Here is a 25,271-nt window from a genome sequence, read left to right on the forward strand (position 1 = left end):
AATCCTACTAACTAGATAAACATGTTACATAAAATAACGCTGACAGCATTGTTGAGCCTTTTCACATGCATTGCCTTTTGTCAATATCCCAAAATACCAGAAGACGTTAAGAAGTCTACAGATGACCTAATGAAAAAAGCATATGAGCAATCTGACGAAGCGTGGCAAAAAGCTTTACCTGTCATAGAAGAATATGCAAAGCTGGGTAAACCTTATATTCCTTGGGCGGGGCGGCCTGATGATCTTCCACAAGCTAAGATTTTGGCTTTCCCGGAAGCGGAAGGTGGTGGTAAATTTACTTTTGGTGGTCGTGGCGGTCAGGTATATGTGGTGACGAGCTTAGAAGATAATGGTCCTGGTTCATTGCGGGAGGCCTGTGAAAAAGGTGGTCCTCGCATTATCGTATTTAACGTTTCTGGTATCATCCGCCTAAAAACGCCATTGATTATTCGTGCGCCGTATGTGACTATCGCCGGACAATCTGCACCAGGTGATGGTGTCTGCGTGGCCGGTGAATCTGTTTGGATCAATACACACGATGTCTTGATCCGACATATGAGATTTAGACGGGGCGAAACGTACGTTGGCCGTCGGGATGACGCCATCGGTGGTAATCCGGTGGGAAATATTATGATCGACCACGTTTCGGCAAGCTGGGGCTTGGACGAAAATATGTCCATGTACCGCCACATGTATAATGATAGTACTGGAAAAGCAGAAGAAAAACGTGGTACTGTAAATATTACCATCCAAAATTCTATTTTCTCTGAAGCTTTAGATACATGGAACCATGCATTTGGTAGTACTTTAGGTGGTGAGAATTGCACATTCATGCGCAATCTTTGGGCAAACAATGCGGCTCGTAACCCATCTATTGGGTGGAATGGTCTGTTCAATTTCTACAACAACGTTGTGTACAATTGGGTACATCGATCAATTGATGGTGGAGACTATCAAGCTACATACAACATTGTCAACAATTACTTTAAACCAGGACCAGCGACACCTTTAAATCAGCCTGTAAGTTATCGCATCTTGAAGCCTGAATCGGGTAGAAGTAAATTGCCTTATGTGGTATTCGGCCGGGCGCATGTCAAAGGTAATATTGTAGAAGGAAACGAGAAAGTAACGGCTAACAACTGGGATGGTGGTGTGCAACTGGAAAATAAAAAAGGGGATGCGATGACTTATGCTGAAGCTCAGCCTTATTTCGCTGCAATGAGCGTTAAGGAACCATTCCCACATGCTAGTTTTCCGGTAATGACTGCGCAGGAAACTTACGGCTTTGTTCTTGAACATGCAGGAGCCACCTTGCCCAAAAGAGACCCTGTCGACACACGGGTTGTTGGTGATGTGAAAAATGGTAAACCAGTCAAATTATTAAGCAATGTGAAATTGCCGGAAAAAGATTTTGAACATCGAAGATTACCAAAGGATTCGTACAAAATTGGTATTATTACCGACATATCTCAAGTTGGCGGATATCCAGTGTATAAAGGTACACCGTACAAAGATTCGGACAATGATGGTATTCCAGATACAGTCGAGAAAGAAATGGGGCTCAATCCAAATGATCCGAGCGATTCAGCGAAGATTACAGCATCAGGTTATGCGAACATCGAAATCTATCTGAATAAATTAGCTGCTAAATAAAGCTATGACATCGTTACTGAATCGAAATACTGTGTTGCTATTGGGGCTAATAAGCCCCGTAGCGGCATTGGGCCAATATCCGGTTATTCCAGATTCCCTGAAAAAATTGGCTGCTGAACGGGACAAGGCAGAAATCATACGTTTAGAAAAAGTCTGGGCAGAAGCACAAAAAATTATAAAGGAGGAAGGGAAGCCCTATATCCCTTGGGCTGCAAAACCGAGTGACTTACCGCAGGCAAAAATTAAAGCATTTCCTGGTGCTGAAGGTGGAGGCGCTTATACCGCTGGTGGACGAGGAGGAAAAGTTTTTGTCGTGACAAGTCTTGCGGACACTGGTCCTGGAACGTTGAGAGAAGCCTGTGAGGCCGGTGGTTCCCGTATCGTTGTATTTAATGTTGCTGGTATTATTCAACTTGAAAAACCAATTGTTGTCAGAGCGCCTTATATTACGATTGCCGGACAGACAGCGCCAGGGGATGGGGTATGTGTGGCCGGAGAATCTTTTCTGATTGATACGCACGATGTCATTTTAAGGTTTTTACGTTTCCGCCGCGGTGAAACCGATGTAACGAGACGTGATGATGCTGTAGGAGGCAATGTGGTTGGCAATATTATGATTGACCACGTGTCTGCAAGTTGGGGTTTGGATGAAAATATGTCTATCTATCGACATGTATACGACCGTGAAGGTAAAAATCTCAAATTACCTACTGTCAATATTACGATCCAAAATTCTATTTTTTCTGAAGCACTGGATGCGTACAACCACGCTTTCGGAAGTACAATAGGTGGTTTAAACAGTACCTTTATGCGTAACCTATGGGCGTCAAATATCAGTCGGAATCCTTCCATAGGAATGTATGGTGACTTTGGATTTGTTAATAATGTTATTTGGAACTGGTGGAATAGAAGTGCTGATGGCGGAGATAATAAATCCTTATTCAACTTTATCAATAATTACTATAAGCCGGGGCCAATTACACCCAAAGATAAGCCGATTGCGTACCGTATCTTAAAGCCAGAATCTGGAAGAGATAAAGCCTTTAAAGATCAGTATGGGAAAGTATATGCACATGGAAATGTGGTAGAAGGTTTCCCAGAGGTCACTAAAAATAACTGGGCCGGAGGCATCCAGATTGAAGATCTACCGAATGTTGGTGATCGTGAAAAAGAAATCCGTGTGGATAAAGCGTTTTCAATGGCTCCCGTTACCGCACTATCTGCTCAGGATGCTTACAACTATGTTCTTAAAAATGTAGGTGCATTTCTACCAAAACAGGACGCTGTTGATCAACGGATTATTAGGCAAGTGTCAGAGAATAAAGTGTATTATGATACAACAAAAACGCAACATGGATTTGTGTCTGCATATGTTAAACGACGCCTTCCAGAAGACTCCTACAAACAAGGGATTATATCCCATATTGCACAAGTAGGCGGATATCCGACTTATCAGGGGATGCCTTACCAAGATTCGGACAACGATGGCATTCCAGATAATGTAGAAAAAAGTATGGGGTTGAATCCAAATGATCCAAGTGATTCTAGAAAAATAGCGAAAAACGGCTACGCCAATATTGAGAATTATTTAAATGGGGTGGTTGCAATAGATGCCGTCGTGCCAAAAAATAAAAAATAATCATGATAAAAAGAATTTCGCTCTTTTCTTGTATCGCATTATATGCTTTCACCTGCATTGCTTATACTGCACATGCACAACAAATGAAGGCATATAGTCCTCTGGTATGGGATGAGGCCAAGTTTGTGTACCATGCAGATTCCTTAGGAAATCAGATTCCTGATTTTTCTTACGCGGGATATAAAGGAGGCAATGAAGCTATTCCTACCGGACAGATTGCTGTTGTTGTTCCTCTAAAAACAGGTGATGCGACGCAACGTATACAAGCTGCTATCAACTATGTGTCAATGCTACCGTTGGGTAAAGATGGATTACGAGGAGTGGTGCTTTTACAAGCGGGAGTTTATTCTGTTTCCGGTTCTCTTAAAATAAGTGCCTCGGGTGTTATTCTGCGTGGTAGTGGTTTCACAACAAATGGAACTGTCATCATTGGTGAAGGAACAACAAGAGAAACACTCATCCGTATTCTCGGAAAAGACGATATCACGTTTGCAAAAAAGACAAACGTAACAAGTACTTACGTCCCTGTCAACGCGCGGGTATTGGATATTGATCATGCAGCTTCCTATAAAGCTGGCGATAAAATTAGGATTACAAGACCTTCCACGCAAGATTGGATTAATCAGCTTGGTACTGATCATTTTGGTGGTGGCATTACTTCGCTAGGTTGGAAACCCGGGCAACGCGATGTTACTTGGGATAGAACGATTGTCGCAGTGAAAGGTAATGGTATCGAGATTGATGCACCAATCACAACTGCATTGGACAGACGCTATGGCCAAACGACTGTTGAGCAATATAATTGGAAAGGAAGAATCGAAAATGTCGGTATAGAAAATATCACACTTAAATCTGCTTTCGATGCGAATAACCCGAAAGACGAAGACCATCGCTGGATGGCGATTACTATTGAAAATGCGGAAAATGTATGGGTGCGTCGCATGCAGTTCCAGCATTTCGCAGGATCAGCCGTTTACGCTTTAGCAAGTACCCAAAAATTAACTGTTGAGGATTGTATTTCCCGGGACCCGGTTTCAGAAATTGGTGGCCAAAGAAGATATACTTTTTTCACAAAAGGACAGCAGACCTTATTTCAGCGGCTTTATTCTGAGCAGGGATATCATGATTTCGCAGTGGGCTATCTGGCAGCAGGGCCAAATGCTTTTGTCCAATGTCAGGCAGTAGAGCCTTTCAGTTTCAGTGGTGGGATAGACAGCTGGGCGTCGGGAGTTCTTTTTGATAATGCAGATATAGATGCGCAGGCACTAAGCTATAAAAACCGAGGTCAAGATGGCCAGGGAGCTGGCTGGTCGGCAGCAAATTCTGTATTTTGGCAGTCGACAGCTGGACTTGTAGAGTGTTATCAACCCCCAACGGCACAGAACTGGGCTTTTGGGATTTGGTCTCAATTTCAGGGAAATGGCTATTGGGAGCAATCGAATGAATATATCAAGCCCAAAAGCTTGTATTATGCACAGTTACGGGAAAGAATTGGCCTAGCGGCTGATGAACGCACAGTACTGTTGCCAGTTTTGACCGAAGCATCCAGTAGTCCGCCCGTCAGTGTTGCCATGGAGCTGACGCGTCAGTCTGAAAATCCAATGACGAAACTGGTTGACTTTATTGCAGAAGCCGGTGATCGTTATCCCTTAAATATGACCGCAAATGTAAAAACCATCGATCAAATCGGCTATAAAGAGATCACCCCAGCAAAAAAACAAGCCGATATGCGTGTCGTAAACGGTTGGTTGGTACGTGGTGATGAAGTACTCGTAGGGGCCAAATCGGATGTTCCGTGGTGGAATGGTAGCGCTCGACCGCATGGTGCTGGGAAAGCGAAACCACATATCACACGCTATGTGCCTGGAGAGGTCGGAGCAGGACTGACAGATGATCTTGATGTGATGACAGATTCGTTGCTTAACGACAACATCCTTGCCATTGATCACAATTACGGGCTTTGGTACGATCGGAGACGTGATGACCACGAGCGTATTCGTCGGATCAATGGGGAGGTGTGGCCTCCGTTTTATGAACTGCCATTTGCGCGTAGTGGCCAGGGCTTAGCTTATGACGGCTTGTCTAAGTATGATTTAACAAAGTACAACAAATTTTACTGGGGACGCTTGAAACAATATGCAGATCTAGCAGACCAAAAAGGTTTGGTATTGCTGCATCAAAATTATTTTCAACATAATATTATCGAAGCTGGTGCACATTACGCGGACTTCCCATGGCGTGCAGCTAATAATATCAATAATGTCGGATTTCCAGAACCGGTTCCTTATGCGGGTAATAAACGAATTTTCATGGCAGAACAGTTCTACGATATCGATAACCCTGTTCGTCGTTCATTACACCGCGCATACATCCGTCAATGTTTAAATAATTTTAAAGACAACTCGGGAGTTATTCAGATGATTAGCGCCGAATATACCGGACCGTTGCATTTCGTTCAGTTTTGGATCGATGTGATCAAAGAATGGAAGGCTGAGACGGGTAAAAATCCAATGATTGGTTTAAGTGCTACGAAAGACGTACAGGATGCTATTTTGGCGGATACCGAACGTGCCAAAGAAATCCAGGTCATTGATATCCGCTACTGGCACTACCAAGCCGACGGAAAGACCTATGCGCCACAAGGAGGGCAAAATCTGGCACCGCGTCAACATGCACGCTTGTTGAAACCAAAGAAAACATCGATGGAGGCCGTTTATAAAGCCGTATCCGAATACCGCACAAAATATCCGGATAAAGCAGTGTTATACTTTGCTGACAACTACCCAACGATGGCTTGGGCATCTTTTATGGCTGGTGGGTCTATGGCCAACTTACCTAAAATAGGAAACAACGATTTCTACCGTGCGGCATCGACTATGAAAGCTGTACAAGTCAACAGCGGTACGTGGCTATTAAAGAGCACGCAGGGATTGATTATTTATAGCGAGCAAGCTATAGGTGAAAACATTGACTTATCCGATTATAAAGGACGTTTTGAAATGACACATATTAATCCGAAAAGCGGAGCGATTACCAAAACCGAGCAGATCAATTTGGGCAAGCACATTAATTTAAGCAATTATATAAAAGGGCCGGAAATTATTTGGCTAAATAAGAAATAACAACATGTCTATACGTAAGAAACTTATATTATTTACAGTTGCAGGAGCACTGTTTTCATGTACTTCCAATAAAGAGTCAAAGCACACTACATTATTGAAGATATCTGAAAATGGCAGATACATGATGACCAAAGATGGACAGCCCTTCTTTTGGTTGGGTGATACAGGTTGGTTATTGTTTAATAAACTCAACCGATCCGAAGCCGATCAATACCTTGAAGATCGAAAACAAAAGGGCTTCAATGTCATTCAGGCGATGGTCTTGCATACCGTTCCTTCTGTAAATGTTTATGGAGATTCTTCGGTTGTCAATAAAGATATTTCCAGACCGCTGGTGACCGAAGGTAACAATCCTGATAAGGCAACGGAATACGATTATTGGGATCATGTCGATTATATTATTGACAAGGCTGCTGAAAAAGGACTCTATGTTGCTTTGGTGCCGGTTTGGGGATCACCGGTGAAGGATGGAAAAGTATCAGCTGAGCAAGCAGAAAAATATGCCACGTTTCTTGCGGAAAGGTGGAAAGACCGTCCGAATATCATTTGGTTAAATGGGGGTGATATTAAGGGATCAGATAAGATGGAAGTGTGGGAGAAAATCGGCCAAACAATAAAAGCCATCGATCATAACCATTTAATGACTTTTCATCCTAGAGGACGAACGGCTTCTTCGGATTGGTTCCACGATAGACCCTGGCTGGATTTCAATATGGTGCAATCTGGACACCGTACCTACGCTCAGGACACTTCCGCGAATGAACAGAAACATTATGGCGAGGATAACTGGAAGTTTATGGCAGCCGACTGGGATATAAAACCCATTAAACCAACGATCGACGGGGAACCTTCTTATGAAGGCATCCCACAGGGATTACACGATATCACCCAACCGCGCTGGAAAGATGCTGACGTCAGAAGATACGGTTATTGGTCTGTATTTGCGGGGGCGTTTGGCTATACTTATGGACAGAACTCAGTGATGCAGATGCATGGAAAACAAGACTCGACATCGGCGTATGGTTCGGATGAGCTATGGAATTCGGCAATTCATGCGCCGGGGGCTACTCAGATGAAATTTTTGAAGGAACTTATGCTTTCCAGAGACAATTACTTTGATCGTGTTCCAGACCAGTCTTTAATTGCGGATAATGGTGATAAATACAATCGTTTACTAGCGACACGAACAGCGGATTACGCATTTATCTACAATTACAACGGTAGGGAAATGAAAATTAATATGGGAAAAATCAATGGGGACAAAGTAAAAGCGTCCTGGTTTGATCCCCGAAATGGGTCGACCAAAGTGATCGGAGAGTTTGAAAATAAAGGTGTACAAACTTTTGTGCCTGAGGGAGGACAAAAAGATGGAAACGACTGGGTATTGATCTTAGATAGCATTTAATGAGGAATTTGGTCAAATTGTTTATTTTATTTAGTGTGGCATCGATCTTGGCTTCCTGTCAGCGGGATGTTTACCTATTTACCTCGTTCCACGAACCCGCCAATGAAGGTTTGCGCTATCTGTATAGCAAAGATGGCTACCATTGGAATGCAATTAATGGGGTTTATTTAAAACCAGAATTAGGAAAACAGAAAATCATGCGCGATCCGTCGATGATACGGGATAAACAAGGTATTTATCATCTGGTATGGACCATTGGGTGGCAGGGAAATGAAGGAATCGGCTATGCACGTTCAAAAGACTTGATCCATTGGGGACACCAACAAATTATCCCTGTGATGCAGCAAGAGGCGACCACAGTTAATATCTGGGCACCAGAGTTATTTTATGATGATATAGAAGACCGGTTTATTATTATTTGGGCTTCCACCATTCCTTATCGTTTTGCAAAAGGCGTAGAAGAAGAGAAAAACAATCACCGCATGTACTATACGACAACAAAGGATTTTAAATCCTTTACGAAGACGAAATTATTTAGTGATCCGGGCTTTAGTATCATTGATGCCGTCATTGTCAAAAAAGAGCAAAAAGATTATGTGCTTGTATTAAAGGATAATACGCGGCCCAATCGAAATCTAAAGGTGGCCTTTGCGAAAAATCCGTTGGGGCCATTTCAGCAGATCTCTCAGCCTTTCTCGCCGTATTTAAGTGAGGGACCTGCGGTGCTTAAAGTCAAGGATCAATGGTTAATCTATTTCGATTCATATGGTAGCAAAAGCTATGAGGCTGTGTCCACCAAAGATTTTAAGGTCTTCGAAAAAATCAACGACAAGATTTCCGTTCCAGAAGGACATAAACATGGAACGATCTTCAAAGCATCCAATAAAGATTTAAAAAATTTGCTTCGGGTTGAAGCCAAAAAGAAATAGTATGTGTATCAAATTAGTATTAGTGGGTCTATCGCTGTCTTCTGTTATGAACCATGCGGTAGCACAACAAGATACAGTAAAGTATATAGGAAAGACATTATCCAATGTAGATTACCATCATGGACAGCTGACCCCTGCTGTGGGTACGCACAATATCCAGGTATTTCGAGCCAATAGAGAGTTTCCTGATTTGGCCGGAGGGCATAGTTTTACCTATAACCACCAGCCTTTTTTAGCGTATTGGAACAATACTTATTACCTACAGTTTCTCAGCAATCCTGTGGGGGAGCATATCGCGGAAGGAAAAACCTTGCTGTTAACATCAAAAGATGGCCGAAATTGGTCTAATCCGACAGATTTATTCCCGACCTATCTCGTTCCGGAAGGTTTTACCAAGCCAGGACGTACGGATAAGGCTGGGAAAAATTTATATGCAATCATGCACCAACGTATGGGCTTTTATCATGCAAAGAATGATAAATTGCTGACGCTCGGATATTACGGTGTAGCACTGGATGCCAAGGACGATCCAAATGATGGAAATGGTCTTGGGCGTGTAGTCCGAGAAATTCACAAAGATGGTAGCTTTGGGCCAATCTATTTTATTCACTTCAATGCCTCTTTTGATGAGAAGGGTGCCAAATATCCCTTTTATAAAAAGAGCAAAGACAAGGCTTTCGTACAAGCTTGTGACGAATTGCTGGGCACGCCACTCATGATGCAACAATGGGTAGAGGAGTCTGATCGAAACGATCCATTAATTCCTTTGCAGCGTCCGGTAAAAGCATTTTCCTTTTATCATCTCAATGATGGAAGGGTCGTCGGTTTATGGAAGCATGCATTGACATCGATGAGCAAGGACAATGGAAAAACCTGGCAATACTCACCATTGCGCGCCCCCGGGTTTGTGAACAGCAATGCGAAGATCTGGGGACAAAAAACATCCGACGGGCGCTATGCAACAGTGTATAACCCATCGGAATTCAGATGGCCCTTGGCCGTATCGACCAGTAATGATGGATTGAATTACACGGATTTGTTATTGGTTAACGGGGAGATCACCACAATGCGTTATGGCGGTAACTATAAGTCATATGGACCGCAATATGTTCGTGGTATCGTCGAAGGAAATGGCATGGTTCCCGATCGTAACATGTGGTTGACGTACAGTATGAACAAAGAAGATATTTGGACTGCTGTTGTACCTGTTCCGATCAAGTCTACAGTAGATGAGGTCGTGAACGATGATTTTGCGAAAAATGCTGTGCAAGCCTATCACAACTGGAATATTTATAGTCCTTTGTGGGCAAGTGCCAAGGTTGAAGGAAAAGCATTGGTCTTGCGCGATAAAGACCCTTTCGACTATGCAAAAGCAGATCGTGTGATTCAATCGGCCCAAAAAGGGACCATCGAATTTACAGTGAAGCCACAGCAAAATGATCATGGTACTCTACAGATCGAGTTGGTCAACGATATAGGCTTAGCTGCCGCTAGAATTATCATTGACAAAGATGGTATTATCAAAAATAAGGCAGGTTATCGAAATGCTTCGCTGACAAAATATGCAGCGGGAAAGACCTATCACTTTGTGTTAACTTTCGACGTGAGCACCCGCTCTTATCAAGTTGCCATCAATGGCGAGGATAAAGGCACGAAGCTATTTTTCCAACCCGTAAGCAACGTCAATAAAATCTCTTTCCGAACAGGCGATGTCAGAAGATTTCCAAATGCAGATACAGAAACAGACCAGGACTTTGATGTTGAAAATGCAGGTGCTTCGATCAAAGAAGCTATTTATCAGATTACTTCGCTGAAAGCGGAAAAGTTGAAATAAATGAGACGGTTTATTGTACATATTGCTTTATTGGTAGCCGGTTTCTCGGCAAAGGCAGATGTCATATTGCCCAATATTTTTGCCAATCACATGGTCTTGCAACGCAACCAGCCGGTCGCCATTTTTGGTTCCGCAAATCCCGGTGAGCAGGTAAGTGTAGCCTTTCAAAATCAGTTGAAGACGACAGAAGCTGATCAAAATGGGCATTGGAAAGTTGAACTAAAAGCCATGCCGGCTAATGCGGTTGCACAGACCTTGACCATCAGGGGAAACAATACGATCGAACTTAAAGATGTTTTGGTCGGTGAAGTTTGGCTGTGCTCGGGCCAATCGAATATGGAATACCAAATGCGTAAAATTGTGAAGGTAAAAACTCCGCTGAAGGGTGATTATTTTCCTAAAAACGAAGTTTCTGAAGCAAACAATCCCAATATCCGATTATTTTTGGTCCGCCGGAAATTTCTGGCCAAGCCGGATGGCCAATATGAGGGCTGGGCTGTAGCCCGGGATTCGGCACTGCGTCAATTTTCTGCGCCGGCCTATTTCTTCGGGAAAACGCTACAGCAAGAATTAGGTGTCCCTGTAGGCATTATTTCATCAGCTGTGAGCGGCAGCAGAATCGAGCCCTGGTTCTCCGAAGAATATTGGACAAGTTCACCTTATCTGAAAGATAAAAAGAAAGAAGGCGATCCCGGTAAATTCTTTCATACGATGATTGCACCATTAGCACCTTACACTTTAAAAGGATTTGTTTGGTACCAAGGTGAATCCAATACCTTTTTAAAAGAAACTATTAGTTATAGTTATAAAATGAAGGCGCTGATCGAAAATTGGCGGACACTTTGGGGAAACCCCAAATTACCGTTTTATTTTACCGAAATCGCACCTTTCTATTATTCCCTGGACGAAAAAGGTCATGTCCGTATGCCGAGAACAGTGTTGCCGGAATTTCGGGAAGCCCAAGATCTGGTTTTGCAATTGCCGCATACAGCACGTATCATTACGACAGATCTGGTCGATGATCCACACGATCTCCATCCAAGTTATAAATGGGAAATCGGTCGTCGTCATGCCCTTAAGGCTTTAAAATACGTCTATCATAGAAATATTGTAGCCGATGGCCCTGAACTAGAGGCTGTAAAATACCAAGGTAAACAAGCAACGGTAAAATTGAAACATGCGAAAGGCTTAAAGACTATCGATGGCAAACCCTTAACATCGTTTGAAGTTGCGGATGAGGATGGCATATTTTATTCAGCACAGGCTGCTATCAACGGACAGACAGTCGTACTTGAAAGTGACCAGGTACAACAGATTCGTCAGGTACGTTTTGGTTGGGACGAAGCTGCCCAGCCCAACCTGGTGAATACCGCTGACCTGCCGGCCGCACCTTTTAGAACAAATAATCCATTACAACATATTAAATTGAAATAGTCTTTAGCGATCATGAACTTGAAAACAAAAATAGCGTTATCCTTACTTTTTTTTGGCACTATGGGATTGCAGGTATCTGCCCAAAAAACAGCGAGCCAATACCTCTCTGGAAAAGGAAAGGATGATGGTGTATTATGGGACTTTTATGTGAGCGAAGGCATGAATGCCGGGAAATGGACGAAAATACCAGTTCCCTCCAACTGGGAACAACAGGGCTTCGGGAAATATAATTACGGCTTCAATAAAGAGGCTGATAAAGGCAAAGAGGTAGGTTACTATAAATATACATTTAAAGTATCCGATGCTTGGCAGGATAAGCAGGTGCGTATTGTTTTTGAAGGATCTATGACTGATACCGAAGTCAAGATCAATGGCAAGCTAGCCGGCGCTATCCATCAGGGATCATATTATGTTTTCAAATACGATATTACGAAACTGTTGAAGTTTGGCGAAGAAAATCTATTGGAAGTCCATGTTGCTAAGCATTCGGCAAACAAGTCGGTGAATGCGGCGGAACGGGAAGGTGACTTCTGGATTTTTGGTGGGATTTTTAGACCGGTCTATTTGGAGGCCCTGCCCCAGCATCATATTGAACGTATTTCATTGGACGCAAAGGCCAATGGTACATTCCGGGCAAAAATAGCGACAGCGGGAGAAGCGGACGAAATTACGGTTCAACTGCTTGATGCAAAAGGAAAGAAATTTGGAAAACAGCTGAAAGCAAAGCTGTCAGACAAAAACAATTGGCTCGAGGGACAATTTTCAGCTCCGCAATTATGGTCTGCCGAATTTCCGAACTTATATACAGCGCAATTTACCTTGTCGAAAAATGGTAAGGTACAGCACCAGCTGGAGCAAAAATTTGGTTTTCGGACTATAGAAGTCAAAGAACGTGATGGCGTTTATGTCAATGGCGTAAAGGTCCGATTCAAAGGGGTCAATCGGCATGCGTTCGTTCCGGAATCCGGACGGACGACGAGTAAAGAAGTTAGCATTGCCGATGTGAAGCTCATGAAGGAAATGAATATGAACGCTGTCCGAATGGCCCATTATCCACCAGACAATCATTTTCTGGCTGTCTGTGATTCATTGGGTTTATATGTCATGAACGAGATAGCGGGCTGGCACGGACACTACGATAAGGAAGTCGGCACTAAATTATTGCGGGAGATGATGGTCGTATCTGAAAATAATCCTTCCGTTGTTTTCTGGGCAAATGGGAATGAAGGTGGGCATAATCCAGATTTTGATCCCATCTTCGCAGAAGAGGATATTCAAAAACGTGCTGTGATTTATCCTTGGGCCGTACATGATGGTTTTGAAACAACCCATTACCGGGAATATAACTATGGTATTGGTACCTATGATCATGGGCACAATATCATTATGCCGACGGAGTTTTTGCATGGCATGTACGATGGCGGGCATGGTGCCGGATTGGAGGATTATTGGAAAGCGATGCTTGCCAATCCCCTTGCTGCGGGTGGTTTTCTTTGGGATTTTCGTGATCAGGGAATCGTCAGGACGGATAAAGGCGGTATTATAGATACTGATGGAAATCGTGGTCCGGATGGTATTATTGGCCCACATGGCGAAAAAGAAGGAAGCTTCTTTACGATAAAAGAGGTATGGAGTCCTATTTTCTTTGAAAAGCGGGAAATGACCAAGGGATTTGATGGGGCATTCCATATTGAAAATAGATACGCATTTACCAATGTTAACCAGTGTACCTTTTCGTACGAACTCAAAAAGTTGGGCGGTTATGATGAGGTTAAGGAAACAAAAAAAGGAACGATTGTCGCTCCCAATATCCGCCCCGGTGATAAAGGGATTTTAAAAGTTGATTTCCCTACAGGTTGGGAGGACTTTGATGTCTTATATATTACCGCAAAAGATGTGTATCAACAGGAACTCTTTACCTGGAGCTTTCCGATTACATTGCCGAATCAGGTGGCAAGTAGCCTCCTGAAACCAAATGGAACAGGGGATATTGCCGTACAGGAGACCGCGAATGCCTATCTGGTGAAAGCGAATGGCATTAGCTATCAAATCAATAAGACAAGCGGATTGCTGGAGCAGGTTCAAAATGCCAAAGGAGTAATTCCTTTCAAAAACGGACCGGTTTTACAGGAAGCGGCGACAAATTATAAGGATTTCAAATTGGACCGTGAGGATGGAAAGGTGATTATCGCATCTACTTTTGATAAAAAAGAGAGTTACAATACCTTGCGTTGGGAAATCCTTGCTTCGGGACAGTTGAAAATGCATGTTCAATATTTTCCTGAAAGTTATTTTACACGTTTTGTCGGAGTGAATTTCGATTTTCCGGAGGATCAAATCGAAGGTGTTGAATATCGAGGAATGGGCCCTTATCGGGTTTGGAAAAACCGGATGAAAGGGAATCAGTTTGGCGTGTGGAAAAAGAAGTACAATAACACCGCAACGGGCGAATCGCCATTCGAATATCCCGAATTTAAAGGGTACCATGCCAATATGTATTGGACCAAATTTATCGGAAAGGATCAAAGTTTCCGGGTGTTTACTGATCGGGAGGATGTGTTTTTGCGTTTATATACGCCGAAAGAACAGCAAGATACCGAATGGAAAAACATGGAACCTACTTTTCCGAAAGGCGATATTTCTTTTATGAATGGTATTTCAGCCATCGGCACGAAAACACAAAAGCCAGAAACGACGGGGCCGATGGGTATGAAGCACGTCTACTATGATTTTGAGAAGGAGCCAGCTCGGGCTTTGCATATGGTACTTTATTTTGATTTTGAAAACTAATGAAAGCTAATACTCTTGCATCCTTTTTATCCATGTTCTTGTCGATCTTGTGGCATCAGGCTACAGCACAGATCACTGTTGCTGACCTGCGGACCGAATTACGTTCGAATCCGATCGGTATAGATGTCATTGCTCCAAGACTGAGCTGGCAATTGCAGGGCAGTGAGCGGTCTATCCGACAAGAAGCCTATCAGGTACTTGTCGCTTCCTCACAAGAAAAACTGGATCAGAATATCGGCGATTTTTGGGATTCTGGGAAACAGGTTTCGAATAATTCCACGCATGTTATTTATGCAGGCAGCGCTCTGCAGAGCCGCATGGAAGTGTTCTGGAAAGTAAAAGTGTATACGAATAAGGGTGAAAGTAGCTGGTCTGAGCCGGCTGGTTGGACTATGGGGCTGCTGCATTACAAGGATTGGACAGGACGCTGGATTGGTTTTGATCAGTATTTCCCATCAGACAATGAAAAGACTAGTCAATTGGCTGCCCGTTATTTCAGAAAGGAATTTACAACAACCAAACAGATTAAGCAGGCTACAGCCTATGTGATGGGGCTAGGACTTTATGAATTATATATTGACGGCAAGAAGATAGGCGATCAAGTACTGGCTCCAGTGCCTACGGATTATACCAAGAACATTAAGTATAATGTTTTGGATGTAACACAATCACTTTCGGCAGGTAAGCATGCGATCGGGGTGATCTTGGGAAATGGACGGTTTTATGCCATGCGTCAAGCAAAACCTTATAAAATAAAAACCTTTGGATTCCCAAAATTGCAAATGCAGCTTATGCTGACTTATACGGATGGCTCTACAGAGGTCATTAAGACCGATGATTCGTGGAAAGGAACGACCGAAGGACCCATAACGGCAAATAACGAATATGATGGTGAGGATTATGATGCCAGAAAAGAACTAACGGGCTGGGCAAATCCAGGTTTTAACGATAAAACATGGTTGAAGGCTGCTTTTGTGCAAGAGCCCGGTGGCAATTACGAAGCGCAGTCGGAAGGTATGAAGGTGATGCAAGATATTGCACCAATTTCGATCGTCAAAAAGTCCGAAGGAAAATACATCCTTGATTTTGGACAAAATTTCTCGGGTTGGGTAAAGATGACGGTGTCCGGTAGGCGTGGAACAGCAGTGACACTCCGTTTTGCAGAATCTTTGACAGAAGATGGCGAACTATTTACAACAAATCTGCGCGACGCCAAAGCAACGGATCATTATATATTAAAAGGTGGCGAAAAGGAAACCTGGGAACCGCGATTTACTTACCATGGATTTCGTTATGTCGAAGTCAGCGGCTATCCGGGCATAGCTTCAAAAAGTAATTTTGTTGGCCGCTTTGTCTACGACGATATACGCGATGCGGGAGCCTTTGTGTCTTCCAACACACTCATCAATCAGATCCATCAAAATGCATGGTGGGGGATTGCTTCAAACTACAAAGGTATACCGGTAGATTGTCCACAACGCAATGAGCGTCAGCCCTGGTTGGGTGATCGTCCAGTCAGTGCATACGGTGAGAACTTTCTCTTTGATAACGCTAATTTTTATACTAAATGGCTCGAAGATATTCGGCTGTCCCAAAAGGAGGATGGCGCATTACCGGATGTTGCACCAGCATTTTGGCGCTACTATAGTGATAATATCAGCTGGCCTGGAACTTACCTATTGATCGCCAATATGCTTTATCAGCAGGCTGGCGATCTGCGAATCTTGAAAAAACATTATCCGGCCATGAAAAAATGGATGGATTATATGCAGTTACGTTATACAGGAACGGATGGTATTATTACCAAGGATAGTTATGGTGATTGGTGCTTCCCACCGGTAACCATTGAAGCTGGAAGAGGTAAGATTGCCGATAAAAAATATCCGAGTGCATTGATCGCAACTTCCTATTACTATCATTTGTTGCAGACGATGGCCCGATTTAGCATCCTCGTCGGCAATGGACAAGATCAGGCTAACTTTTTGGATCGCGCAGCGAAGATGAAAGTAGCATTTAATGCTGCGTTTTATAACGAAGCAGGATATTATGGTGGCAATTCATTGACTGATAATATATTGGCGTTATCTTTTGGCTTAGTCGAAGATACGAACAAAGAAAAGCTAAGCAACCGGATCGTGGAGATTGTGGAAAAAGAAAATCACGGGCACCTGAGTACAGGACTTATCGGAACACAATGGATTATGCGCACGCTGACCAAAATCGGCCGTGTGGATCTTGCCTATAAAATTGCAACCAATAAGACCTATCCTTCCTGGGGTTATATGGTCGAAAATGGGGCCACAACAATTTGGGAGTTGTGGAATGGCAATACAGCCCATCCCAAGATGAATTCACAAAATCATGTGATGATGTTGGGCGATCTCTTGATATGGCTCTATGAGGATTTGGCGGGTATCAAATCAAAGGAGCATGCCTTTCAGACTGTTGTCATGAAACCGCAGGTCGTAGCAGGATTGGATCATGTGGATGCAAGCTACAAAAGTGTTTATGGAACCATTCAATCCAATTGGAGCAAAAGCAAATCGACTTTCGAATGGAAGATTTCTATTCCGGCCAATACCAGAGCAGAGATCTATCTGCCTACGACAGAACTGTCCACGATCCTGGAAAATAATCAAAAAATAAAAAACGATAAAGATATTCAGATCCTACGACAGGAAAAATCAGGTGTTTGGCTCGCAATAGGATCAGGAGATTACCAATTCAAAATTAAACTATAAGCAGTATTTAGTATACATGTATAATATTAAAAATACATTTATGAAGATAAAAATTAAATTAGCAACAGCCCTATTGTTTTTATATTCCTTGTGTTCTTACGGACAAAATCCGACATTAAAAGAATGGCAAAAAGGCGTAATAAAAGATGAGTTTATTTATGATACAGAATCTTTTCCGTCCTGCCATTCCGCTACGATGGCAGAGACGGATCAAGGCCTGGTATATGCCTTTTTTGGTGGAACGAAAGAACGTCATCCCGATGTGGAAATCTATGTGAGTAGACTTGAAAACGGTAACTGGTTAGCGCCAGTGTCGGCAGCGGATGGTGTACAGCCAGATGGCAAGCGCTTGCCGACCTGGAACCCGGTCTTATATCAAATACCCAACGGAGATCTTTTGTTATTTTACAAAATTGGACCCAAGCCATCGGAATGGTGGGGGATGCTCAAACGTTCCAAAGATGGCGGTAAGACTTGGTCTGCTGCCGAGAAGTTGCCCGAGGGCTTTATTGGACCGGTGAAAAATAAGCCTGTTCTTTTGCAAAATGGCACCTTGCTGAGTCCTTCCAGTACAGAAGGAAATGGCTGGAATGTACATTTTGAGGCGAGTTCGGATTTTGGTAAGACCTGGCGTAAAATAGGCCCTATCGCCCGTGGTGCAGATAATTTGGATGCCATACAACCGAGCATACTTGACCACGGAAATGGTCGGTTGCAAATATTGGCGCGCACACGCAACCGTGCGGTCGTAACATCTTGGTCTAAGGACTGGGGCGAACATTGGACCCCACTGGAAAAAACGGCGCTCCCAAATAATAATTCGGGTACGGATGCCGTAACGCTAAAAGACGGACGGCATGTGTTGGTGTATAACCACGTGCTTCCGGAAGGTAACTTAGCCAAAGGGGCACGTACACCATTGAATGTTGCTTTTTCCAAAGATGGCAAGCAGTGGCAGGCCGCACTTATACTTGAGGATTCGCCAATCAGTCAGTATTCTTATCCCGCAGTGATTCAAACCAAAGATGGGCTATTGCATTTTGGCTATACCTGGCGTAGAAAGAAAATGAAACATGTCGTCGTAGATCCGAAGAAAGTGAAATTAATCCCGATTGAGGATGGCATCTGGCCAACAAAAAAAGGATATAAAAAACCAGACCCTAATGCATATGTCAAAGAAGAAGATTAAGCTTGTTTTCACCGCATGTCTGTTTGTGGTTTCGCTTGTTGTCAAGGGGCAGGACAGCTTACTCAATTATGAGCATAAATTTAAGCAACCCCTGGAAAAAGTGCTTGCCTTGATGCAAGAACGGTATCAGGTCAAGATCAAATATGATCCACGTAATGTCAAAGACATTATGGTGGACTACGCACCCTGGAAGTTTAGGGCAGATCTTGTAGGCACAGAAGTCAATTTGCTGTATCCCTTGGGTTTTAAACTGCAGGAGGAAGCAAAACCTAATACTTATAAATTAAAATTATACGAGTATTACCGCTGGAAACCACAGGAAGGGTGGGATTTTCTGAACCTATTGTCCAAAAAATATACGGATCAGGCAAGTTGGGAGAAGAGAAAAGATCAATTGCGTGTTGCGGTGAGAAAAGCGATGTACTGGGATAAGCTGAAAAGTATACCGAATCAACCGATCCGTTTGGGCAAGGCACGTCGCTATGCGGATTACCAAGTTCAGAATTTTGCCTTAGAAATTATCCCGGGAGTATATATCAATGGCAGTATCTATTCGCCGCTCAAGCAAAAGAAAAATATCCCTGTGATGTTATCTCCTGATGGCCATTGGCCAAATCAGCGGTATCGTTCGGATGCGCAAAAGAGATTTATCACCTTAGCTCGACTAGGATGTATGACAGTAAGCTATGACTTATTTGCCTGGGGAGAATCCCTATTGCAGTTTGCTTCGACAGATCATCGCAGCAGCGAAGCCATGTTGATGCAGACCTGGGGAGCAGCACGAATTATGGAATATGTAATGAGCTTGCCTAATGTCGATCGAAGCCGAATAGGAATCAGTGGCGGATCGGGTGGGGGTAGCCACAGTATTTTAATGGCTGCTTTAGACGATCGCTTCACGTTGGTCGCTCCTGTCGTGGCAATGTCTTCTTATTTCTTTGGTGGATGTCCCTGTGAAAGTGGAATCCCCGTACATTTTGTCTGTGGCGGGACCAATAATGTTGAACTGGCTGCGATGACAGCGCCCAAACCACAACTGATCATCTCCGATGGACAGGATTGGACGAAGGAGACCGCTACTAACGATTTTCCATATCTGCAGCATATCTATGGTTATTATGGCCAGCAAAATCAGGTGCAACATGCACATTTTCCGGATGAAGGTCATGATTTTGGCTATAACAAAAGGCAGGCACTCTACAAATTCCTGCTCGACCATTTTCATTTAGATCAAGCTAAAGCTGCCGATATCATCGTGGAAACCGGTATTCAGATTGAGCCGGAGGAGTTATTATACAGTTTTGGAAAGAAGGAGGAAAACTTACCAAAGAACGCGATTCGTGGGATGGGACAGTTGAAAGCATTGTTAAAATCATATCAGATTGAACTATGATGAACCGAAAAAAATTTATACGCGATACCTTGGCTTTAATTGCCATAGCAGCCCTGCCTTCTGCTGCCTTTGCTGCACCTAAGCGACGTTACAATGTCGCTGTAATCGATCTGATGATCTTAAAGCGGCAGAAGCTAAGTGCATTTGACCTGGCAAAAGAAATAGGAGCAGACGGGTTGGAGGTAGATATGGGCGGATTGGGCAACCGAATTACTTTTGACAGTAAGTTGGGCGATCCAGCACAACGGAAGGCTTTTCTTGACAAAGCAAAGGAAACCGGAATAACGATCTGTTCGTTGGCCATGACCGGCTTTTATGCACAGTCTTTTGCTACGCGGCCGACTTATCAGCAGATGGTAGGGGATTGTTTGGAAGCTTGCCAGAATATGGGGGTTAAAGTCGCTTTCTTGCCTTTGGGCGTGACGTGCGACTTGGTTAAATATCCCGAACTGCGACCTGCTATTGTGGAGCGTCTTCGTATAGTAGGTGAGATGGCAAAAAAAGCCGGTGTGATCATCGGGATTGAAACAGCATTGGATGCAAAAGCTGAGGTTGATCTTTTAAAGGAAATTGGGTCCAAACATATCCAGATCTATTTTAATTTTTCCAATCCGTTGAAAGAAGGGCGTGATCTGATTCAGGAGCTGACTATTTTAGGAAAGAAGCGGATCTGTCAGATTCATTGTACGGATGAAGATGGTGTATGGCTCGAAAATAACAAACGACTGCATATGCCTTTGGTAAAACGAACCTTGGACCGTATGGGCTGGCGCGGTTGGCTCGTGATCGAGCGATCCCGTGACGCTAATCTATCACCACGTGCCGTCAAAGAAAATTTTGGTGCAAATACACGTTACGTAAAACAGGTGTTTCAATGAAATTAAACTGGATAATATCGCTTGTAGTGGTAGTAATGGGCATGCAGGGATGTCGAAGTCTTTCGGTTAAAAAGCAACTGGATAAGACCCTGTTACGTGCCGATCAGATAGGAGCGGGAGAGATGCCTCTTGAGCCAGAGAAGGTACAATCCCCTTTTACGGCATGGAAGGTCCAGCGGCCGACATTTCCGATGCGACATGATACTGCAGGGCCTGCTGAAAATATACAGGCTAAGCTCGATCAGCTTGCGGCACAGGGGGGAGGTACGTTAGTACTGAAAGGACATCACTATACAGGACGGATTACGCTAAAGTCCTATATTAATCTAAAATTGGATGAAGGTTCCGTTTTGGAATTTAAGCATGAAATCAATGATTTTCTGCCTGTGGTGTTTACACGGAACGAAGGAGTAGAATTATATAGCTTGGGGGCTTGTATTTATGCCAATGGGGCAGAAAACATTGCCATCACGGGATCAGGTAGAATTATTGGCCCCGGTGAAGGCAGCGTCCGGAATAAAACCATGACGCATGACGTCATTGAAAATATTGTCGATAGTAATACGCCTGTTGAGCAGCGGATCTACGATGGAAAGACCGCAGATTTCATCTTCCCACCGGCACTCATTGCGCCTATTAACTGCAAAAGTGTCTGGATTGAAGGTGTATCGCTCGAGCGTACTGCTTTTTGGAATATCGTGCCCACTTATTGTGAGGATGTCGTAATCCGTGGAGTTCGCATCCATTCTATGGGTATACCACGTGGGGATGGGATCGATATTGAATCATGCAACCGCGTGCTTGTGGAGTACTGCACCCTAAATACTGGAGACGATTGTATTGCCGTGAAAGCAGGACGTGGGTTCGACGGACTACGGGTAAATAGACCTTCGGAAAATATAGTTGTCCGCTATTGTTTTTCCGAAAAAGGTCATGGTGGATTTACAATCGGTAGCGAGACGGCGGGTATGGCCAAGCAGGTGTATGTCCATGATTGTTTGTTTGGAAAAACCAATGTTGGCATCCGTTTTAAGACCAGAAGGCCGCGCGGTGGTGGCGGATCTGATATTCACTTTGAGCGTATCCGGATGCAGAATGTGGAATCAGCTTTACGCTGGGATATGCTGGGACAAGCCCAACATGTGGGCAATCAGGCTAGCCGTGATTTCGAAGTTCAAAAGAACGCTCTGACACCACGTTTCTCGGATATCCAAATAAAGGATATATATATTGATGCGGCTAAAAATTGTATTAAGATCGAAGGTATTCCTGAGTCTGTTTTGGAAAACGTATCTATTGATCGTGTTTTTGGACGTGGAGACCGATATCTGTCGATTAAAGATGCTAAAAATATCAAGATTAAAAATAGTGTTTTTGTGTGTAAAGATACCAGTATCTCAACAACCAATGTTTTGGGGCTGATACAAGATCGCGTACGTGTCATCACGGAATCGCCCTAATAGTTGGTTATGAATACAGTAGGGGAAAAAAGAAAAAGAATGAAGAATATTGTAAAACAGGGAGTCGTTTTAGGAAGCATTTTCCTGTTATTGCTAGCTATGCCCCTAGTTGGTATGGCTAAGTTATCAGTAACGCGTGTTCTGATAGAAGGACGCGAAAACCCATTGGGTATAAATACAGTAAAGCCTTCATTTAGCTGGCAATTGCACAGCGATAAATTTGATGTGCAACAACAGGCTTATCGTATCGAGGTCAGTAAAAGCACTCGTTTTGCGAAGCAGGATTTGCTTTGGGATTCCCAATGGGTAGCGACAGAGCAATCCCTAAATTTGTTATACCAGGGAAATCCTTTAGCTACAGGTACAAGTTATTACATCAGAATACACGTTCGTGATAATAAAAAGGAGATAGCCACAAGTGCGGTGCAACGGTTCCACACAGGGTTATTGCAAGCCCAAGATTGGGGCAATGCAAAGTGGATTGCAAAAGATATATTACCGGATTCATTGGTCAATCCACTGCCACTAAGCTCCAGCAAGCTCCGCCTGGATAAAAGTTATGACCTTCCGGTTTTCCGGAAATCAGTTCAGGTGAAAAAGAAGATCAGTTCTTCGATTGCTTATGTGGCAGGCCTGGGACATTACGAGTTGCTATTGAATGGCAAGCGGGTAGATGATGCAGTGCTACAGCCGGGTTGGACAAAATATGACAAAGAAGCCTATTATGTGGTTTATGATCTTACCCAAGCCTGGCAACAGGGAAAGAATACAATTGCTGCCCTATTAGGAAATGGGTTTTATTATATTCCACCAATTAAAGGCCGATTTCAAAAACATAAAGTTGCTTTTGGTCTGCCAAAGCTCAAACTTAAGATCGTCAATACCTATACGGACGGGAGGCAAGAAATCATCGTTAGTGATGCAGGCTGGAAAACACACCGGTCACCCATTACTTTTTCCAGCATGTATGGGGGCGAGGATTACGATGCACGGATTTTACCTGATCATTGGTCAGCCCCTGTTTACGATGACAGGAACTGGCAGCAAGCGCGCATAACGGATGGGCCACATCTACGGGCTCAGGATATTGATCCGGTAAAAATTATGCAGCGCTTCGCGCCCGTTGAATTACAGCAGGCTGATGGGGGGAAACGGATCACCTATGATTTTGGACAGAATGCGTCGGGCATTGTCACTATGCAAATGACCGGACAAGCGGGAGATACCGTACGGGTGTATCCGGCCGAATTGCTGACTACGGATGGACGCCCTAGTCAAAAGCATTCGGGAAGCCCCTATTATTACCAATATATTTTTGCAAAAGATGGGACGGTATCCTGGCAGCCACGTTTTACGTATTATGGATTTCGCTATGCTGAAGTTCAGTTACATCCTGCCGGTAGCAAAGCGGTTCGGATGGATGCGATACAGTTGGCCCATATCCGGAATAGTACAGCGCAGGTAGGAAGCTTTCAAAGCTCCGATACGCTATTTAATCAGATCCATGGATTGATCAATTGGGCTATTAAGAGTAATATGCTCAGTGTCTTTACCGATTGTCCACACCGCGAAAAATTGGGCTGGCTGGAGCAGTTACATTTAATGGGGCCGTCGGTACAATTTAACTTTGATGCTGAACGCCTGTTTGCCAAGTCGCTGCGGGACATGCGGCAATCTCAGACAAAGGATGGTCTAGTTCCTGAAATAGCGCCCGAATATGTACAGTTTGACTGGGGCGGTGATATGTTTAGGGACTCACCCGAGTGGGGAAGCAGCTCGATTATCTTGGGCTGGTATGCCTATCGCTGGTATGGAAACAAGTCTTTTCTTGCCGATAATTATGCCATGATGACCCGTTATATCGATTATTTGGGCACAAAAGCGAAGGGACATATTTTAACACAGGGTTTGGGTGACTGGTATGATTTGGGACCGGAGCGTCCCGGTGTTTCCCAGCTGACTACTCCCGGGATTACGGCTACGGCAATCTATTACTATGACTTGAAACTCATGGTAGACATCGCTATGCTACTTGGACAAAAAGAAGATGCCGAAAAATTTGAGACGTTACAGCAGGCCGTTTTCAGTGCCTTCAATCAACAATTTTATCGACCTCAGGAACATAGCTATGGCTCCGGTAGTCAGACAGCGCTGGCCATGCCACTGTATGTTGGACTGGTACCTCAGGAGGCCCAACAGGCAGTTTTTGAAAAACTAACAACAACGGTTTGCCAAAATGATACGGCGTTGACGGCGGGAGATATCGGTCATCGTTACCTGCTACAGGTGTTACACTCCAACAACCGTGATGATCTGATTTATGCCATGCACCATCGTGATGACCGGCCCGGATATGGTTATCAGCTGCGAAAAGGTGCCACGGCACTGACCGAGTCTTGGGCGGGTCTTCCAAACGTCTCCAATAATCATTTTATGCTTGGCCACCTGATGGAGTGGTTTCATACCGGTTTGGGCGGAATACAGCAAGATGCAGGATCGACCGCATTTAAACACTTTCGAATCGAGCCCAAAATGCTGGATGCACTGAAAGACTGTGAGATAAATTTTAGAAGTCCATATGGAAAAATTTATTTTAACCGAGAACAATCTAAAGGAAATTATCAAGTAGAGATACCTGTCAATAGCCAATGTACATTGGTTTTGCCAAAGGGAACTTATCAGGTCAATGGAAGAGCCATGGAGGCCCAAACTGTCAATGTAAAAGAAGACCATGTTGAATTCAAATTCGGCTCAGGAAAATATACAATTACTCAGTGAAAGCTGATATCGTGATTATTTTAGCC

The 25,271-nt window shown here is 43.7% G+C and carries 14 protein-coding genes; all 14 read left to right on the forward strand.

Features of this window, described 5'->3' with window-relative positions; all coding sequences use genetic code 11:
- Positions 1-21: 21 nt before the first annotated feature.
- From J2X77_RS15695 to J2X77_RS15760, 14 genes are read left to right on the forward strand one after another with little or no spacing between them, the layout of a single operon-like run.
- The gene (locus J2X77_RS15695) at positions 22-1,653 is read left to right on the forward strand and encodes a polysaccharide lyase (protein WP_209578193.1); all 1,632 of its coding nucleotides are present in this window, start codon (positions 22-24) and stop codon (positions 1,651-1,653) included.
- Between the two features lie 4 nt (positions 1,654-1,657).
- Complete coding sequence (locus tag J2X77_RS15700) at positions 1,658-3,292, forward strand: polysaccharide lyase (protein WP_209578194.1); 1,635 nt, start codon at positions 1,658-1,660, stop codon at positions 3,290-3,292.
- 2 nt (positions 3,293-3,294) lie between these two features.
- Positions 3,295-6,414, forward strand: coding sequence for a DUF6298 domain-containing protein (locus J2X77_RS15705; protein WP_209578195.1), 3,120 nt, complete (start codon positions 3,295-3,297; stop codon positions 6,412-6,414).
- Positions 6,415-6,418: 4 nt separating this feature from the next.
- On the forward strand, positions 6,419-7,819 hold the full coding sequence (locus tag J2X77_RS15710) for a glycoside hydrolase family 140 protein (RefSeq protein WP_209578196.1): 1,401 nt from the start codon (positions 6,419-6,421) through the stop codon (positions 7,817-7,819).
- Complete coding sequence (locus J2X77_RS15715) at positions 7,819-8,748, forward strand: glycoside hydrolase family 43 protein (RefSeq protein WP_209578197.1); 930 nt, start codon at positions 7,819-7,821, stop codon at positions 8,746-8,748. Before J2X77_RS15710 ends, J2X77_RS15715 begins: the two co-directional genes overlap by 1 nt.
- A 1-nt stretch (position 8,749) precedes the next feature.
- Positions 8,750-10,582, forward strand: coding sequence for an exo-alpha-sialidase (locus tag J2X77_RS15720; RefSeq protein ID WP_310081521.1), 1,833 nt, complete (start codon positions 8,750-8,752; stop codon positions 10,580-10,582).
- The gene (locus tag J2X77_RS15725) at positions 10,583-12,016 is read left to right on the forward strand and encodes a sialate O-acetylesterase (protein WP_310081523.1); all 1,434 of its coding nucleotides are present in this window, start codon (positions 10,583-10,585) and stop codon (positions 12,014-12,016) included.
- A 12-nt stretch (positions 12,017-12,028) separates the two neighbouring features.
- The gene (locus tag J2X77_RS15730) at positions 12,029-14,806 is read left to right on the forward strand and encodes a glycoside hydrolase family 2 TIM barrel-domain containing protein (RefSeq protein ID WP_310081525.1); all 2,778 of its coding nucleotides are present in this window, start codon (positions 12,029-12,031) and stop codon (positions 14,804-14,806) included.
- The gene (locus tag J2X77_RS15735; protein ID WP_310081526.1) at positions 14,806-17,547 is read left to right on the forward strand and encodes a family 78 glycoside hydrolase catalytic domain; all 2,742 of its coding nucleotides are present in this window, start codon (positions 14,806-14,808) and stop codon (positions 17,545-17,547) included. Before J2X77_RS15730 ends, J2X77_RS15735 begins: the two co-directional genes overlap by 1 nt.
- 40 nt (positions 17,548-17,587) lie before the next feature.
- Positions 17,588-18,736 carry an exo-alpha-sialidase gene (locus J2X77_RS15740; protein WP_209578201.1) on the forward strand — a complete coding sequence of 383 codons (1,149 nt, stop codon included), beginning with the start codon at positions 17,588-17,590 and terminating at the stop codon, positions 18,734-18,736.
- Positions 18,717-20,129: an acetylxylan esterase gene (locus J2X77_RS15745; protein ID WP_209578202.1), complete on the forward strand. Its 1,413-nt coding sequence runs from the start codon at positions 18,717-18,719 to the stop codon at positions 20,127-20,129. The genes J2X77_RS15740 and J2X77_RS15745 overlap by 20 nt, the downstream gene beginning before the upstream one ends.
- Positions 20,126-21,007, forward strand: a complete 882-nt coding sequence (locus J2X77_RS15750) for a sugar phosphate isomerase/epimerase (RefSeq protein WP_209578203.1) — start codon at positions 20,126-20,128, stop codon at positions 21,005-21,007. Before J2X77_RS15745 ends, J2X77_RS15750 begins: the two co-directional genes overlap by 4 nt.
- Entirely contained in the window at positions 21,004-22,467 is a 1,464-nt protein-coding gene (locus J2X77_RS15755; protein ID WP_310081529.1) for a glycosyl hydrolase family 28 protein, read from the forward strand. The genes J2X77_RS15750 and J2X77_RS15755 overlap by 4 nt, the downstream gene beginning before the upstream one ends.
- A gap of 39 nt (positions 22,468-22,506) precedes the next feature.
- Entirely contained in the window at positions 22,507-25,245 is a 2,739-nt protein-coding gene (locus J2X77_RS15760) for a family 78 glycoside hydrolase catalytic domain (protein ID WP_209578205.1), read from the forward strand.
- The last annotated feature ends 26 nt before the right edge of the window (positions 25,246-25,271 follow it).

It is taken from the genome of Sphingobacterium sp. 2149 (assembly GCF_031455655.1).
Lineage (GTDB): Bacteria > Bacteroidota > Bacteroidia > Sphingobacteriales > Sphingobacteriaceae > Sphingobacterium.

What these genes read in the sequence shown, in the direction of transcription:
- J2X77_RS15740 (WP_209578201.1), top strand. Translation starts at nt 17,588, where the DNA reads ATGAAGATAAAAATTAAATTAGCAACAGCCCTATTGTTTTTATATTCC.
- J2X77_RS15735 (WP_310081526.1), top strand. Translation starts at nt 14,806, where the DNA reads ATGAAAGCTAATACTCTTGCATCCTTTTTATCCATGTTCTTGTCGATC.
- J2X77_RS15755 (WP_310081529.1), top strand. Translation starts at nt 21,004, where the DNA reads ATGAAATTAAACTGGATAATATCGCTTGTAGTGGTAGTAATGGGCATG.
- J2X77_RS15730 (WP_310081525.1), top strand. Translation starts at nt 12,029, where the DNA reads ATGAACTTGAAAACAAAAATAGCGTTATCCTTACTTTTTTTTGGCACT.
- J2X77_RS15760 (WP_209578205.1), top strand. Translation starts at nt 22,507, where the DNA reads ATGAAGAATATTGTAAAACAGGGAGTCGTTTTAGGAAGCATTTTCCTG.
- J2X77_RS15750 (WP_209578203.1), top strand. Translation starts at nt 20,126, where the DNA reads ATGATGAACCGAAAAAAATTTATACGCGATACCTTGGCTTTAATTGCC.
- J2X77_RS15715 (WP_209578197.1), top strand. Translation starts at nt 7,819, where the DNA reads ATGAGGAATTTGGTCAAATTGTTTATTTTATTTAGTGTGGCATCGATC.
- J2X77_RS15710 (WP_209578196.1), top strand. Translation starts at nt 6,419, where the DNA reads ATGTCTATACGTAAGAAACTTATATTATTTACAGTTGCAGGAGCACTG.
- J2X77_RS15700 (WP_209578194.1), top strand. Translation starts at nt 1,658, where the DNA reads ATGACATCGTTACTGAATCGAAATACTGTGTTGCTATTGGGGCTAATA.
- J2X77_RS15705 (WP_209578195.1), top strand. Translation starts at nt 3,295, where the DNA reads ATGATAAAAAGAATTTCGCTCTTTTCTTGTATCGCATTATATGCTTTC.
- J2X77_RS15695 (WP_209578193.1), top strand. Translation starts at nt 22, where the DNA reads ATGTTACATAAAATAACGCTGACAGCATTGTTGAGCCTTTTCACATGC.
- J2X77_RS15745 (WP_209578202.1), top strand. Translation starts at nt 18,717, where the DNA reads ATGTCAAAGAAGAAGATTAAGCTTGTTTTCACCGCATGTCTGTTTGTG.
- J2X77_RS15725 (WP_310081523.1), top strand. Translation starts at nt 10,583, where the DNA reads ATGAGACGGTTTATTGTACATATTGCTTTATTGGTAGCCGGTTTCTCG.
- J2X77_RS15720 (WP_310081521.1), top strand. Translation starts at nt 8,750, where the DNA reads ATGTGTATCAAATTAGTATTAGTGGGTCTATCGCTGTCTTCTGTTATG.